Genomic DNA, 13,516 nt, shown 5'->3' with positions numbered 1-13,516 from the left:
GGACGTCTCCGCCCCTACAACAAGACGACCCTCACAAGGAGTCACCATGAGCACCACCGCCTCTCCCACCAGCCAAGATAAGGACGAGCGTCTTGCCCACGTCAGTCCGCTGAAGAAAGCCCTGCACCGACCGGAGTTCGGCTCCGTCGCCGGCGCCCTGCTGGTCATCGTGTTCTTCGCCCTGGTTGCCTCGGGCACCGGCATGTTCTCCGGCGCCGGGGTGATCAACTTCCTCGAAGTCTCTGCCCAGCTCGGCATCCTGGCCGTAGCGGCGGCGCTGTTGATGATCGGTGGCGAGTTCGACCTGTCGATCGGTTCGATGATCGGCTTCGCCGGCATGTTGATCGCTATCCCTGCGGTGCAGTACGGCTGGCCCATCTGGGCGGCGCTGTCCTTCGCCTTCGGCTGCGCCCTGGCGATCGGCGCCTTGAACGGCTGGCTGGTGGTCAAGACCGGACTGCCTTCCTTTATTGTCACCCTGGGCTTTCTGTTCATCCTGCGCGGGGTGGCTATCGGCATTCCCCGCCTGATGGCGGATCGCACTCAGATCGGCGGGGTCCATGACGTCATCGGCAACGACTGGTTCGCGGCGCTATTCAGCGGCGAGGTCGGCGAGGGCTTCTTCCTCTGGCTGTCCGAGATCGGCGTGATCGGTACCAACTTCGCCGGCAATCCCACCGTCAGCGGCATCCCGGTCTCCATCGTGTGGTGGCTCGGCCTGACCGCGCTGGCCACCTGGGTGTTGCTGTTCACCCGCTTCGGCAACTGGATCTTCGCCTGCGGCGGCGACAAGGAAGCGGCACGCAACGTCGGTGTCCCGGTCAATCTGGTCAAGATCGTGCTGTTCATGTTCACCGCCTTCGCCGCCTGCGTGTTCGCCGCCCTGCAGGTGATGGACACCGGCTCGGCCGACTCCATCCGCGGCATCCTCAAGGAGCTCGAGGCGATCATCGCGGTGGTCATCGGCGGCGCCCTGCTCACCGGTGGCTATGGCTCCGCCATCGGCGCCAGCTTCGGTGCGCTGATCTTCGGCATGGTGCAGATGGGCATCTTCTATACCGGCGTCAACACCGACTGGTTCCAGGTATTCCTCGGCGCGATGCTGCTGATCGCGGTGCTGTTCAACAACTACGTGCGTCGCAAGGCGCTGGAGGCCAAGTAATGAACGCTCCCGTCCCGATGATCGAAATGCGCGACGTAGCCAAGCACTTCGGCAGCGTGATCGCCCTGAGCGGCATCTCCATGAAGGTTCACTCCGGCGAGGTCATGTGCCTGCTCGGTGACAACGGCGCCGGCAAGTCGACCCTGATCAAGACCCTCTCGGGGGTCCACGTACCGACCCACGGCGAGTTCCTGGTCGACGGCAAGGAGGCCCACTTCAGCTCGCCCTCGGATGCCCTCGACGCCGGCATCGCCACGGTCTTCCAGGATCTGGCGATGATCCCGCTGATGTCGATCACCCGGAACTTCTTCATGGGCCGCGAGCCCACCAGGGGCTGGGGACCGACCCGTCGCGTCGACTGGACGTTCGCCGATCGCGTCGCCAAGGAAGAGATGGCCAAGATCGGTATCGATGTGCGCGATCCGGCTCAGCCGGTCGGAACCCTTTCCGGTGGCGAGCGCCAGTGCGTGGCCATCGCCCGGGCGGTGTACTTCGGTGCCAAGGTGCTGATCCTCGACGAGCCCACCTCGGCGCTCGGGGTCAAGCAGGCCTCGGTGGTGCTGCGCTACATCGCCAAGGCCCGCGCCGATGGTCTGGCGGTCATCTTCATCACCCACAACGTGCACCACGCCTATCCGGTGGGTGACGCCTTCACCATCCTCAAGCGCGGCTCCAGCTTCGGTACCTTCCGCAAGGACGAGGTCAGCCGTGAGGAAGTGCTCAACATGATGGCCGGTGGCGCCGAGCTCGAGAGCCTGGACGCTGAGCTTGCCGAATTTCAGCGCGCCGATGGCAACGGCCAGGCGGCCTGAACAGGGAGAGTTACTATGCAAGATCGTTCATTCAAAGGTCAGGTGGCCATCGTCACCGGTTCCACCCAGGGACTGGGCGAGGCGGTGGCTCGCCACCTGCTGGGTCGTGGCCTGTCCGGCCTGGTCATCTGCGGGCGCCAGCGGGACAAGGGCGAGGCCCTGGCTCGCGAGCTCGAGGGTCTAGGTGAGGACGCCAAGGTGCTGTTCGTGCCCACCGACATGACCCGGGTCGACGACTGCCGCCGGCTGGTGGCCCAGGCCGATGAGGCCTTCGGGCGCATCGACATGCTGATCAACTGCGCCGGCAACACCGAGCGCGGCACCCTGCTCGACACCGACGAGGCCGCCTACGACCGACTGTTCGCGGTCAACACCAAGGCGCCCTTCTTCCTGATGCAGGAAGCTGCGCGGCGAATGATCCGCGACGGTATCGAAGGCCGCGTGGTCAATATCCTCAGCATGTCCGGCCACGGCGGCCAGCCCTTCATCTGCGCCTACAGCGGCAGCAAGGGGGCGCTGGCCACCCTGACCCGCAACGCCGCCTACTCGCTGCTGCGCAATCGCATCCGCGTCAATGGCCTCAACATCGGCTGGATGAACACCCCGGGCGAACACCGCATCCAGACGGATACCCACGGTGCCGAGGATAACTGGCTGGAAGCGGCCGCCCGCGCGCAGCCCATGGGGCGCCTGCTGGAACCGGAAGAGGTCGCCAGCGCGGTGGCCTTCCTGGCCAGCGACGCCTCGGGAATGATGACCGGGACCATCGTCGACATGGACCAGAGCGTGCTGGGCTGTCACGACAGCGCGCCGCAGCCGCCCGCCGCCATGCGCTGGCCTGACTGAGGAGGACAGACGATGGAGCATTTCATCGATCGAACCCAGCTTGATGTGGCCGCCTTCGAGGCCCTGGTCCAATCGACGACCAATGCCGAAGAACTGCCCCAGGCCGAGCGCATCGTCTCCGGCATCCCGCTCTACCGCGCAAGCCATGCCCTTGACTGTCTCGCCGACCCGCAGCGGCGGCGCACGCTGCTTGACGAGTGGCATCACTGCCTGCTGGACGGTCCCGGGGTGCTGGCGATCACCGGAATGATGGAGCGGACCACGGTGGACCGCGCCAGCGAGAGCTTTCTTGCGCTGATCGAAGCTGAACGGGGACACGGCCAGCAGGGCGACCATTTTGCTGCGCCGGGTGCCAATGATCGCCTGTGGAATGCCTTCCAGAAGCACGGCGAGGCCGACCCGGACGGTTTCGTCGACTACTACGCCAACCCGGTGCTGGCGCTGGTGGCCGAAGCCTGGCTTGGCCCGGGCTACCAGATCACCTCCCAGGTCAATGTGGTTAAACCGGGCGGGCGCGCTCAGTTGCCTCATCGCGACTATCACCTGGGTTTTCTGAGCGAGGCACAGGCGCTGGGCTACCCGCTGTCATTGCAGGTCGCCTCACAACACCTGACGCTGCAGGGCGCCGTGGCCCACGACGACATGCCGCTGGAAAGCGGGCCAACCCAGTTGTTGCCTCACTCCCAGCGCTACCCCGAAGGCTATCTGGCCTACCGCGACCCGGCCTTCCAGCAAGTGTTCGCCCGCCATCGCGTTCAGCTTCCGCTGACCAGGGGCGACGGCCTGTTCTTCAACCCGGCGCTGTTTCACGCCGCTGGCGACAACGACAGCCAGGACCTGCGGCGCATGGCCAACCTGCTGCAGATCTCCTCGGCCTTTGGCCGTGCCATGGAGAGCGTCGACAACACACGCCTGGTGCGCGCCGGCTTTCCCGCGCTAAAGGCCCGCTTCCAGCGCGATGGCTGGACAGCGGCGATCCGCGCAGGTGTGACCGCCCTGGCCGAGGCCTACCCGTTCCCGGCCAATCTTGATCGCACCCCACCCCAGGGCGGGTTGGCCCCCCAGAGCCAATGCGAGTTGCTGACACAGGCCCTGGACGAAGACTGGGACGCCGACCGCCTGGACCGGGCACTCGACCGGATGGCGCAGGACCGACGCGCCTGAATCGCTGCATCAACGTGACACCCCTGAGCACGATCACCCGCAACACCAACAACAATCGGAGTACAGCCATGAGCAAGACCACCGACAAGACCAGCGCAACACACACCGGGATCAAGCGCCCCAATCCGTTCTCCAGAGCCATCACCGGCGCCCTGGTCGCTGGCGCCATGGCGCTGTCGGCGAGCCAGGCGGCCGTTGCCCAGGACGCCGACCCGCTGAAGTTCGTGGCGATCACCCATATCGTCGCGGCGGACCCCTTCGGCAACGTTCTCAAGCGCGGTTTCGAGGATGCCGCCGAGGAGATGGGAGTGGAGCTTCTCTATAACTCTCCGGCCCAGTACGACACCTCCCAGATGCTGAGGATGATCGAGCAGGCGATTGCCACCCAACCCGATGGCCTGGCGCTGACCATGCCCGATGCCAGCGCCTTCGCCGAGCCGGTGCGCGAGGCCATCGCCGCCGGCATTCCGGTGGTGGTGCTCAACACCGGCGAAGAGATCGCCGGTGAGATCGGCGCACTCAACTATGTCGGTCAGAGCGAGTACCGCGCGGGCAAGATGGCCGGTGAGCGCATGAAGGAAGCCGGCGTCGAGAGCCCCATCTGTATCAACTTCGCCCCCGGCCAGTCGCAGCTTGACGCCCGCTGCAAGGGCTTTACCGACGCCTTCGACGGCAGTGCCGAACAGATCTCCACCACCCAGGATCCCACCGCCATCACCAATGCCGTGCTTGCCCACCTCAACTCGAGCCCGGACACCGACGGCGTGCTGAGCCTGGGATCGCTGGCCACCGACCCGCTGATCAACGAATTCCGCAGCCAGGGCGCCATGGGCCAGATCGCCTTCGCCACCTTCGACCTGTCCGCCGAGACGCTGGAAGCGGTTCGCGATGGCGAGATGCTGTTCGCCATGGATCAGCAGCAGTACCTTCAGGGCTACCTGCCGATCATCTCGCTGGCGCTGTACAACCGCTACGGCCTCAAGCCCACCAACAATATCCAGACCGGGCCAAACTTCATCACCCAGGAAAACGCCGAACAGGTCATCGAGCTGACTCAGCAGGGCTATCGCTAAGCGGCCACCTCACCCAATGGCCATCCGCCACCATGGCAAGGCCGGCGACTCACCGAGCAGGCCTTGTCGGTACTGATCATCCACACCTCGCCCGCCCTTCATGGGCGGGTTCGCTTGACAGGAGCATCACATGAAAATCGGCCTCGTCACCGACAGCCTGGCCAATATGTCACTGGACGACCTGCTCGCCTTCTGCGCCGAACAGGGCATCGAGTGCGTGGAATTTTCCATCGGCAACTGGTCGGACTCGCCCCACCTCGACGCCGCAGCACTGCTCGACAGCGAAGCCGCACGCCAGGACCTCAAGGCCAGGCTCGCCCACCATGGCGTCACGATTTCCGCCTTCAACGCCAACGGCAACTCGCTGCATCCCACCGATGGTGAGCGCCAGCACAGGGTGGTCGAGCAGGCCATCGCGCTGTCCCGTCACTTCGAGGTGCCCCGGGTCAATCTGATGTCAGGCCTGCCTGGCGGTGGCCCGGATGACCGTTTCCCCAACTGGGTGACCGCCGCCTGGCCACCGGAAACCGCCCAGATGCTCGACTACCAGTGGAACGAGGTCGCGCTGCCCTACTGGCGCAAGCTGGCCGACCACGCCCGCGGCGAAGGCATTCGTGAACTATGCCTGGAGATGCATGGCAACCAGCTGGTCTACAACCTGCCGGGCTTCCTGCGCCTGCATGGCGAGATCGGCGACATCGTCGGCCTCAACTTCGATCCCAGCCACCTTCTGTGGATGGGCGCCGATCCCATCGAGGTGGTCCAGCGCTACGCCCGCCACATCTACCATGTTCACGCCAAGGACACCGCGCTCAACCCGGCGGCGGTGGGCCTGACCTCCCGTCTGGACAATCAGCCAATGGGCGATTTCCGTGATCGCGGCTGGTCCTACGTGACCCTAGGGTACGGCCAGAAACTCGAGTGGTGGAAGGACTTCTGCTACTGGCTGCAGGCCGGGGGCTACCAGGACGGCGTGCTGAGCATCGAGCACGAGGATATCAACCTGTCGCGCCGGGAGGGCGTGGTGCGCTCGGTGGAACTGCTGCGCGCCTGCATGCCCAGCGAAAAGCCCGACTACGAGCTGCCCAACGCCAACTAGGCCACGCCGGTGATCGCCCGGCTCGACCAGCCTCACCATCCCCGGGCGACGTGACCCACCAGCGGAGACAAGCGAATGCCCAAGGCGCTCAACATTGGCCTGATCGGTAGCGGCTTCATGGGTCAGGCCCACGCCGATGCCTACCGCCGTGCCCGCACGCTCTACCATGATCTACCGCTGCGTCCTCGCCTGGTCGCCATCGCCGACCAGGGCGATCAGGCCGCCAGGGCCGCCGCCGAACGGCTGGACGTCGAGCGCGCCTACGGCGACTGGCGGGAGCTGGTCGCCGACCCGCAGGTGGAAGTGGTGGACATCACCTCGCCCAACGCCCTGCACTTCGACATGGCGATGGCCGCCATCGACCATGGCAAGCACGTCTACTGCGAAAAGCCCCTGGCCATGAACGATGACCAGGCGGCGAAGATGGCCGAGGCGGCCCGCGCCCGCGGGGTCAAGACCATGGTCGCCTTCAACAACATCAAGACGCCGGCGGCCCTGCTCGCCAGGCGACTGATCGACGAGGGTGCCATCGGCACACCGATACGCTTTCGCGGCACCTTCGACCAGGGCTTCTTCAACGATCCCGAGCTGCCCTGGTCCTGGCGCTGTTCGCGCCAGCAGGCCGGCACCGGGTCACTGGGCGACCTGGGCGCCCACACCATCAGCGTCGCCCAGTTCCTGATGGGCGATATCGAGGAGGTCTGCGCCCAGAGCCAGATCCTGTTTGCGACCCGGCCCGTGGTGGATGGAGCCGGCGAGGGCGCTGGCTACGCCAGCAAGGCGACAGCAGGCGCCGAGCGTCGCGAGGTCGAGAACGACGACCAGACCCAGGCGCTGGTGCGTTTCGCCAGTGGTGCCGGCGGCGTGATCGAAAGCTCTCGGGTGGCCGCCGGCAAGGTCTTCGGCATCGGCTGGGAGGTCAGCGGCAGCGAGGGCACCCTGGTGATGGACGGCGAGCGCTTCAACGAGCTCAAGCTCTTCCGCTACGCCGACCGGCGTGAGGATCGCGGCTTCAAGACCCTGCTGGCGGGCTCCCAGGTGCCGCAGTTCCGCGCCTTCTTTCCGTTCGACTACGGTGGTGGCGGCATCGGCTACTTCGACGTCAAGGTGATCGAGGTCCACGACCTGGTCCAGGGCATCGCCTCATCTGCCGGCTGCTTCCCCGACTTCGCCTTCGGCCGCCACAACCAGAATATCCTCACCGCCATCGACGTCTCCTGCCAGGAGCGTCGCTGGGTATCGGTGCCCGCCCCCCAGCAGCGCTCATCCGCACAACTCACACCCTGACCGCAAGGAACCCGACCATGATCGACGCACCGGTACGCTGGGGCATCCTCTCCACCGCCAATATTGCGCGCATCAAGCTGATACCGGCGATGCGGGCGAGCGCCCACGCCGAGGTTCTGGCGGTGGGGTCACGCAACCAGGAATCGGCCCAGGCGTTTGCCGACGAGATGGATATTCCGCGCGCCTACGCAAGCTACGAAGCGGTGATCGACGACCCGGAGGTGGAGGCAGTCTACATCCCGCTGCCCAACCATCTGCATATCGAGCTGGCCCAGAAGGCGCTGGACAAGGGCAAGCACGTTCTGTGCGAAAAGCCCCTGGCGCTTACCGCCGAACAGGCGGCGAGCCTCAGGGTGCCGCCGGGACTGTTGTTCTGCGAGGCCTTCATGGTGCGCCACCAGCCGCGCTGGCTGGCGGTCAAGGAGCGCATCAAGGCCGGCGCCTATGGCGACATCCGCATGGTTCAGGCCATGCTCACCTTCGGTCTCGACGACCCCGGCAACTACCGCATGCGCCCGGAGTTCGGCGGTGGCGCGCTCTATGATGTCGGCTGCTACGCGGCCATGGCGACTCGCTTCGCCTTTGGCTGCGAACCCCGGCGGGTGATGGCCCACGCAAGCCGCGACCCGGAACATGGCGTGGACGTCGTCGCCAGCGTGCTGCTCGACTACGGCGAGGGGCGCCACGCCAGCCTGATGGTCTCCACCGCCACCAGTGCCGCCCAGCACCTGCACATCGTCGGCAGCCAAGGTGCCATCGATCTGCCAGAGCCCTTTATCGCTCCGGTCGAGCGCCCGACCCGGGTGGTTCACGACAACGTCTTCGACCTCTATCAGAGCGACCCCAAGACGGAAACCTTCCCGCCCATGGACCAGTACGAACAGGAGGTCAGTCGTTTCTGCCGCGCCCTGCGCGGTGAGGAGGTCGGGCTCTATGGGCTGGAGGATTCCATTGCCAATCTCAGGGTGATCGACGCCATCTTCGCCTCGGTCGACAGCGGCGGCTGGGCCGCAGTAGCGCAGTAGCGATATTCGTGAGGCATTTCCCCGCTACGGCGGGGCTTTTTTTGGTTCATCGCACCTTGCCTGGAGCAAGGCCCGACAAGAGCCCGGGCGGGGCGCGCGCCCCCCTTCCGGTCTCACGCGTGACGCGGGCTGTGCAGACGCCTCTGCCACGCCCACAGGGCGCTACTGGTGCCCAGCGAGGCAGCCAGGGCGAGGCCAAAGGACAGCACGGGGGAAAGATGGGCGGCGGTTGCCGCAAGGACGGCGCTGAAGGCCACCAGGCTGAGCATGCCAAGCTGGGTGTCGGCCAGGGTGGCCCGAGCGACCTCGGCGCCGTAGCGCTGGTGCAGGGTCAGGGCGATGGTCAGCATGCCGATGGGAAAGCTCAGGGCGACGCCGGACAGCGCCGGGGCGATATCCGCCAGCACCACGGTCGCCAGACACACGATGCCCCCGGCCAGGGTGCCGCGTATCAGCAGGTCGGCCCAGACTAGCGGCGCCGACACCGCCGTCCGCGACAAGCCCAGCGCGCGCATCAGCCGCATCGCCAGGGCCAGGCAAGCGATGAACAGCACCAGCGCGAGACCCGTGCCGCCTGGCAAGACGGCAGCCAGCGCCGCCACCGGCAGCCATAGCACGGCGGCCAGGGCGACAGCCGCCAGCGCGCCCTGTCGCCCCGCCAGCAGCACATACGCCAGACAGAACGCCAGGGTCGCGAACATCGCGTGCAGCGAGCCCAGCGCCGCCTCGGCAACGAAGGCGCCGGGCTGCTCGCCCAGCATGAAGAAGTAGCCGGGCCCCAGCACGATCGGGGTGCCGGCCAGCACCCCGCCCAGGCGTGGCCCCAGGCGCACCACCGCCACCGACACGCCGATCACTACCAGGGCGGTGGACAGCCACTTGACCAGCAGCAGGGTGAGCATTCACGGACTCCTGTCTGGCCGCTACATCACGTCGCCGCTATTGGGACCAAGGGTCTGGCCCAGGTACAGATCACCATCCGGAGACGCCGCCAGCATCAGCGCCGAAGGCGCCACTTCCTCGGCCCTGCCGAAGCGTCCGAGCGGCAATTCCGCCTCCTTGTCGGCGATCCATTCCGGGCTCAGTCCCTCGAGCATCGGGGTCAGGATGGGGCCAGGCGCGATGGCATTGGTCAGCACGTTGAAGGGTGCCAGCTCCCGCGCCATGGACTTGGTCAGCCCCAGCACGCCGGCCTTGGCGGCGCAGTAGTGGGACAGCCCCATGCCGCCCTTGAGCGCCAGCTGCGAGGCAACATTGATGATCCGCCCGGCCTTGCGCTCGACCATATGCGGGGCCACCGCGCGGCTGACCAGAAAGACCCCGCGCAGGTTGATGCCGATCATGCGGTCGAAGGTCTCGCTGGTCATCTCGAGAAACGGCGTCTCGTCGAGGATGCCGGCGCTGTTGACCAGCACGTCGATCACCTGGTGGGTGCTGATCACCTCATCGACCATGGCCTTCACCGAGGCTTCGTCGGAAACATCGACGCGATGGGTGCTGACCCGGGCGCGCAGCGCGCGGGCCACCTGATCACAGGCATCGGCGTTGAGGTCGGCCACCGCAACGGTGGCACCTTCGGCGTGGAACAGGTTGGCGATGGCACGGCCGATACCGCTGGCGCCGCCCACCACCAGGGCAACCTTGCCCTGAAGTTTCTGTGACATGGGATTCTCTCCACTCGCTGGGGGCACGAGGCGAGGGCCGCCGCCCTCGCCTCGCGTCGCTGGCTTGGATGCGCCTTGGCCGGCGCCTTGACGGCTGGCCTCAGCTCGGCCAGCGCACGGTCAAGCCGCCGTCCACGATCAGTTGCTGGCCGGTCACGTAGGAGGCGTCGTCACTGGTCAGAAAACGTATCGTGCGAGCGACCTCATCGGCGTGGCCGACCCGGCCGGCGGGGATCACCTTGCCTGCGGCGGCAAGGCCATCCGGGCCCAGGGAGTTGACCGGGTCCAGTGACTGCGGGGTCTCGATCAGCCCGGGGATCAAGGTATTGACGCGGATGCCCCGAGGGGCAAGCTCCACCGCCAGCGACCTGACCAGGCCCATCAGCCCGCTCTTGGCGGTGGCGTAGTGGGCGTGCTCGTCCCAGCCATAGACGCCGCCGGCGATGGACGACACCGCGACCATGGCGCCAGGCCCCGTCATCACCCTCGCCGCGCTGCGAAATATCCGCATCACGCCGGTCAGGTCCACCGACAGCATGTCGTTCCAGGCGTCGTCGGTCAGATCTTCGAGCGCTGCCTGACGCAGGATGCCGGCGCCAGCCACCGCGATATCGAGCCTGCCGAAGCGGTCGATGGCGGCCTGGGCCAGGGCGTCACACTGGGCGCCATCGCGCACGTCCAGCGCCACCGCCACACACTCGCCGCCGGCATCGGCAACCGCCGAGACGGTCGCCTCGACGTCATGGGGGTCACCGGGGTAGTAGCCGGCAACCACCTTGGCGCCTGCCCTGGCGTAGCTGACCGCCAGCGCCTGGCCGATGCCACTGGCGGCACCGGAGATGATGGCGACCTTGCCGGCCAGGCCATCGTCGCGTGTCAGAGCACTCATGCCACCGCCTCCTCGAGGGTGTCGTGTTCACGATGGTCCACATGACGGGTGCCGAACATCAAAAGTCCACTGAGCACCAGCGGCAGCGAGCCCGCCAGGATCGCCGACCAGGTCATGCTGACACCCGCGGTCAGCAGCACCGACACCAGACCGGAGCCGACGATGGCCCCCACCGGCGCCATGACGTGGGCCACGTTGGCCCCGGTGCCGCGCACATGGGGCGGGAAGGATTCACCCATGTAGAACAGGATGGCGGCGAACGGACCGAGCAGGAAGAACAGGGTGACGGCGTACATCAGGTAGACGAAACCGTCGCTGGCCGGGCCAAGCAGCATCAGGATGCTGGCGACGCCGCCGAGCAGAAAGCCCATCAGCACGGTGTTGCGCCGACCGATGCGATCGCCCAGCCAGCCGTGGCTGAGGTAACCCACAAAGCCCACCGCGTTGGCCAGGATCAGCACGTACAGCGAGCTTTCGAAGCTGACGCCCTTGGCCTCCACCAGCACCGTGGTGCCCAGCACCGCGAACACCTGGATCGCCATCCAGCTGAACAGCCAGACCAGCGACAGCGAGATGGTGTGACGACGCAGTTCCGGCGTGAACACGCCCTTGAGGCCCAGGTTGCTGCCGGTGTTGACCTCGACGTCGTGCTCGGCGGCAAGCTGGGCGGCACCCTCGGCGTCACCCGCCTTGCGCCGCCGCTCGACCTCCTTGATCGCGGCGAAGACCGGCGACTCGGGCAGCCGGACCGCCATCACGATGACGATGATCGAGGCGCAGGCGGCGACGAAGAAGCTGCCGCGCCAGCCGACGATCGGCAGCAGCAGCGAGGTCATGCCGGCGGCCAGCAGGGCACCGACCGGCCAGCCACTCTGCACCAGGCTGTACATGAAGCCGCGGCCCTTGGCCTTCTTGTAGATCTCATTGAGATAGACGGCGTTGACCACCTCTTCGGAGACCGCAAAGCCGGAGAAGGCGCGAATGATCACCATGGAAGCGGCACCGATGGCGATACCGGACAGGCCGGAACTGACGGCGCCGCCGATCACCAGCAGGATCAGCGTCTTCTTGCGGCCGAAGCGATCGAGCATGGTGCCGACCACCAGCGACACCAGGAACACCCCGATGGTGGCCCAAGTGTTGACCGCGGTGGCCTTGGCGGTGGTCCAGCCGAAGTCTTCGGCGATGACCGGCAACAGGGTGCCGAACAGGGTGTAGTCGTAGACCGACGCCACCCAGGCGATAAAGCAGACCAGCGAGGCGTAGCCGATCTGTTTCTTGGTGATGACAGCGTTCCAGGGCTCGTCCGCGTCGGGACGGGCCCCGGAGGGCGCGGTTTGGGTTGGCTCGGTCATTGACGTCACCCTCTTTCGTTATCGTTGTGGTGTGGTTGTCAGGGGAGGCGCGATGGCGTCGCGTTCAGCCGCGTGGATGGCGGCTGGCGAAATCGTCGGCGATCTCGTCGAAGGTGCAGAAACGCACGCCTTCGTGGCTCTGCATATGCTCGATCAGTCGCTCAAGCATCATCAGCACCTGAGGACGGCCGGAGACGTCGGGGTGGATGGTCATGGTGAACACCGCGTAGTCGTTCTCGCGGTAGACCCAGTCGAACTGGTCCTGCCACATCTCGCCCAACTGACGCGGGCTGACGAAGCCATGACTGTTGGGGGACTTCTTGATGAACATCATCGGCGGCAGGTCGTCGAGGTACCAGTTGGCCGGGATCTCGATCAGGTCGGTCTCTTCACCACGCACCAGCGGCTTCATCCACTCCTTGGCCGGCTTGGAGTAGTCGATCTTGGTCCAGGAGTCACCGACGCGCACGTAGTAGGGGTGGAAGTCGTTGTGCATCAGGCTGTGGTCGTACTTGATGCCACGCTCGAGCAGCAGCTCGTTGGTCACCGGGCTGAATTCCCACCAGGGCGCCACATAGCCGGTCGGCCGCTTGCCCGACAGCTGGGTCACCAGCTCGATGTTGTAGTCGAGCACGTCGCGTTCCTGCTCGCGGGTCATGGCGATGGGGTTCTCGTGGCTGTAGCCGTGGACCCCGACCTCGTGACCGGCGTCGACCACCGCCTTCATCTGCTCGGGAAAGGTCTCGATGCTGTGCCCGGGAATGAACCAGGTGGTCTTCAGGTTGTAGCGCTCGAACAGCTTGAGCAGGCGCGGTGCACCGACCTCGCCGGCGAACAGGCCGCGGGAGATATCGTCGGGGGAGTCCTCGCCACCGTAGGAACCGAGCCAGCCGGCCACGGCGTCCACGTCGACACCAAATGCACAGAGAATCTCTTTCTTCGCCATCTTGAACACCTCGTCTTGTTGCTTGGTCTTGTTGGGGCTTGCGGTGGCGCCGCTGGCCCTGGTGTCGGTCGTGCGCTTGCTGGACTACCGACGTGCCATCGGTCCTGCGGCGTCAGCGGTTGTGTCGACCGCCATCAATTGAAGACTGGATACAAAGGTCATTTTTGTCAAGACGGAGATTTCAGGCGTAGAGC

Annotated in this window: 13 protein-coding genes; 8 read left to right on the top strand and 5 right to left on the bottom strand. The window is 66.1% G+C overall.

Annotated features, from left to right (window positions below):
• Positions 1 to 46 precede the first annotated feature (46 nt).
• The 8 genes from NFG58_RS00910 to NFG58_RS00875 all read left to right on the top strand — a co-directional run bounded on the left by NFG58_RS00910 (position 47) and on the right by NFG58_RS00875 (position 8,468).
• Positions 47 to 1,162, top strand: a complete 1,116-nt coding sequence (locus tag NFG58_RS00910) for an ABC transporter permease (protein ID WP_045993147.1) — start codon at positions 47 to 49, stop codon at positions 1,160 to 1,162.
• Positions 1,162 to 1,974: an ATP-binding cassette domain-containing protein gene (locus NFG58_RS00905; RefSeq protein ID WP_045993146.1), complete on the top strand. Its 813-nt coding sequence runs from the start codon at positions 1,162 to 1,164 to the stop codon at positions 1,972 to 1,974. Before NFG58_RS00910 ends, NFG58_RS00905 begins: the two co-directional genes overlap by 1 nt.
• 15 nt (positions 1,975 to 1,989) lie before the next feature.
• Complete coding sequence (locus NFG58_RS00900) at positions 1,990 to 2,820, top strand: SDR family oxidoreductase (RefSeq protein ID WP_045993145.1); 831 nt, start codon at positions 1,990 to 1,992, stop codon at positions 2,818 to 2,820.
• 12 nt (positions 2,821 to 2,832) lie between these two features.
• Complete coding sequence (locus NFG58_RS00895) at positions 2,833 to 3,984, top strand: phytanoyl-CoA dioxygenase family protein (RefSeq protein WP_348827411.1); 1,152 nt, start codon at positions 2,833 to 2,835, stop codon at positions 3,982 to 3,984.
• Between the two features lie 68 nt (positions 3,985 to 4,052).
• On the top strand, positions 4,053 to 5,057 hold the full coding sequence (locus tag NFG58_RS00890) for a sugar ABC transporter substrate-binding protein (RefSeq protein WP_124805062.1): 1,005 nt from the start codon (positions 4,053 to 4,055) through the stop codon (positions 5,055 to 5,057).
• 130 nt (positions 5,058 to 5,187) lie between these two features.
• The gene (locus NFG58_RS00885; RefSeq protein ID WP_045993143.1) at positions 5,188 to 6,156 is read left to right on the top strand and encodes a sugar phosphate isomerase/epimerase; all 969 of its coding nucleotides are present in this window, start codon (positions 5,188 to 5,190) and stop codon (positions 6,154 to 6,156) included.
• Between the two features lie 75 nt (positions 6,157 to 6,231).
• The gene (locus NFG58_RS00880; RefSeq protein WP_222516200.1) at positions 6,232 to 7,443 is read left to right on the top strand and encodes a Gfo/Idh/MocA family oxidoreductase; all 1,212 of its coding nucleotides are present in this window, start codon (positions 6,232 to 6,234) and stop codon (positions 7,441 to 7,443) included.
• Between the two features lie 17 nt (positions 7,444 to 7,460).
• Positions 7,461 to 8,468: a Gfo/Idh/MocA family oxidoreductase gene (locus NFG58_RS00875; protein WP_348827410.1), complete on the top strand. Its 1,008-nt coding sequence runs from the start codon at positions 7,461 to 7,463 to the stop codon at positions 8,466 to 8,468.
• 113 nt (positions 8,469 to 8,581) lie between these two features.
• Here the strand turns inward: NFG58_RS00875 and NFG58_RS00870 are convergent, their stop codons facing one another.
• The 5 genes from NFG58_RS00870 to NFG58_RS00850 all read right to left on the bottom strand — a co-directional run bounded on the left by NFG58_RS00870 (position 8,582) and on the right by NFG58_RS00850 (position 13,322).
• Positions 8,582 to 9,370, bottom strand: coding sequence for a hypothetical protein (locus NFG58_RS00870; protein WP_287163567.1), 789 nt, complete (start codon positions 9,368 to 9,370; stop codon positions 8,582 to 8,584).
• Positions 9,371 to 9,391: 21 nt separating this feature from the next.
• Positions 9,392 to 10,132, bottom strand: a complete 741-nt coding sequence (locus NFG58_RS00865; RefSeq protein ID WP_045993139.1) for a 3-oxoacyl-ACP reductase family protein — start codon at positions 10,130 to 10,132, stop codon at positions 9,392 to 9,394.
• Positions 10,133 to 10,232: 100 nt separating this feature from the next.
• Positions 10,233 to 11,021: an SDR family oxidoreductase gene (locus NFG58_RS00860; protein ID WP_045993138.1), complete on the bottom strand. Its 789-nt coding sequence runs from the start codon at positions 11,019 to 11,021 to the stop codon at positions 10,233 to 10,235.
• Complete coding sequence (locus NFG58_RS00855) at positions 11,018 to 12,376, bottom strand: MFS transporter (RefSeq protein WP_108449503.1); 1,359 nt, start codon at positions 12,374 to 12,376, stop codon at positions 11,018 to 11,020. Before NFG58_RS00855 ends, NFG58_RS00860 begins: the two co-directional genes overlap by 4 nt.
• Positions 12,377 to 12,440: 64 nt before the next feature.
• Entirely contained in the window at positions 12,441 to 13,322 is an 882-nt protein-coding gene (locus tag NFG58_RS00850) for a polysaccharide deacetylase (protein WP_045993136.1), read from the bottom strand.
• Positions 13,323 to 13,516: the final 194 nt, after the last annotated feature.

The organism is Halomonas sp. RT37 (assembly GCF_040070525.1).
GTDB lineage: Bacteria > Pseudomonadota > Gammaproteobacteria > Pseudomonadales > Halomonadaceae > Halomonas > Halomonas litopenaei.
The sequence above is the reverse complement of the archived record's forward strand: the minus strand, read 5'-3'. Positions and strand labels throughout refer to the sequence as shown.

What these genes read in the sequence shown, in the direction of transcription:
- NFG58_RS00910 (WP_045993147.1), top strand. Translation starts at nt 47, where the DNA reads ATGAGCACCACCGCCTCTCCCACCAGCCAAGATAAGGACGAGCGTCTT.
- NFG58_RS00905 (WP_045993146.1), top strand. Translation starts at nt 1,162, where the DNA reads ATGAACGCTCCCGTCCCGATGATCGAAATGCGCGACGTAGCCAAGCAC.
- NFG58_RS00900 (WP_045993145.1), top strand. Translation starts at nt 1,990, where the DNA reads ATGCAAGATCGTTCATTCAAAGGTCAGGTGGCCATCGTCACCGGTTCC.
- NFG58_RS00895 (WP_348827411.1), top strand. Translation starts at nt 2,833, where the DNA reads ATGGAGCATTTCATCGATCGAACCCAGCTTGATGTGGCCGCCTTCGAG.
- NFG58_RS00890 (WP_124805062.1), top strand. Translation starts at nt 4,053, where the DNA reads ATGAGCAAGACCACCGACAAGACCAGCGCAACACACACCGGGATCAAG.
- NFG58_RS00885 (WP_045993143.1), top strand. Translation starts at nt 5,188, where the DNA reads ATGAAAATCGGCCTCGTCACCGACAGCCTGGCCAATATGTCACTGGAC.
- NFG58_RS00880 (WP_222516200.1), top strand. Translation starts at nt 6,232, where the DNA reads ATGCCCAAGGCGCTCAACATTGGCCTGATCGGTAGCGGCTTCATGGGT.
- NFG58_RS00875 (WP_348827410.1), top strand. Translation starts at nt 7,461, where the DNA reads ATGATCGACGCACCGGTACGCTGGGGCATCCTCTCCACCGCCAATATT.
- NFG58_RS00870 (WP_287163567.1), bottom strand. Translation starts at nt 9,370, where the DNA reads ATGCTCACCCTGCTGCTGGTCAAGTGGCTGTCCACCGCCCTGGTAGTG.
- NFG58_RS00865 (WP_045993139.1), bottom strand. Translation starts at nt 10,132, where the DNA reads ATGTCACAGAAACTTCAGGGCAAGGTTGCCCTGGTGGTGGGCGGCGCC.
- NFG58_RS00860 (WP_045993138.1), bottom strand. Translation starts at nt 11,021, where the DNA reads ATGAGTGCTCTGACACGCGACGATGGCCTGGCCGGCAAGGTCGCCATC.
- NFG58_RS00855 (WP_108449503.1), bottom strand. Translation starts at nt 12,376, where the DNA reads ATGACCGAGCCAACCCAAACCGCGCCCTCCGGGGCCCGTCCCGACGCG.
- NFG58_RS00850 (WP_045993136.1), bottom strand. Translation starts at nt 13,322, where the DNA reads ATGGCGAAGAAAGAGATTCTCTGTGCATTTGGTGTCGACGTGGACGCC.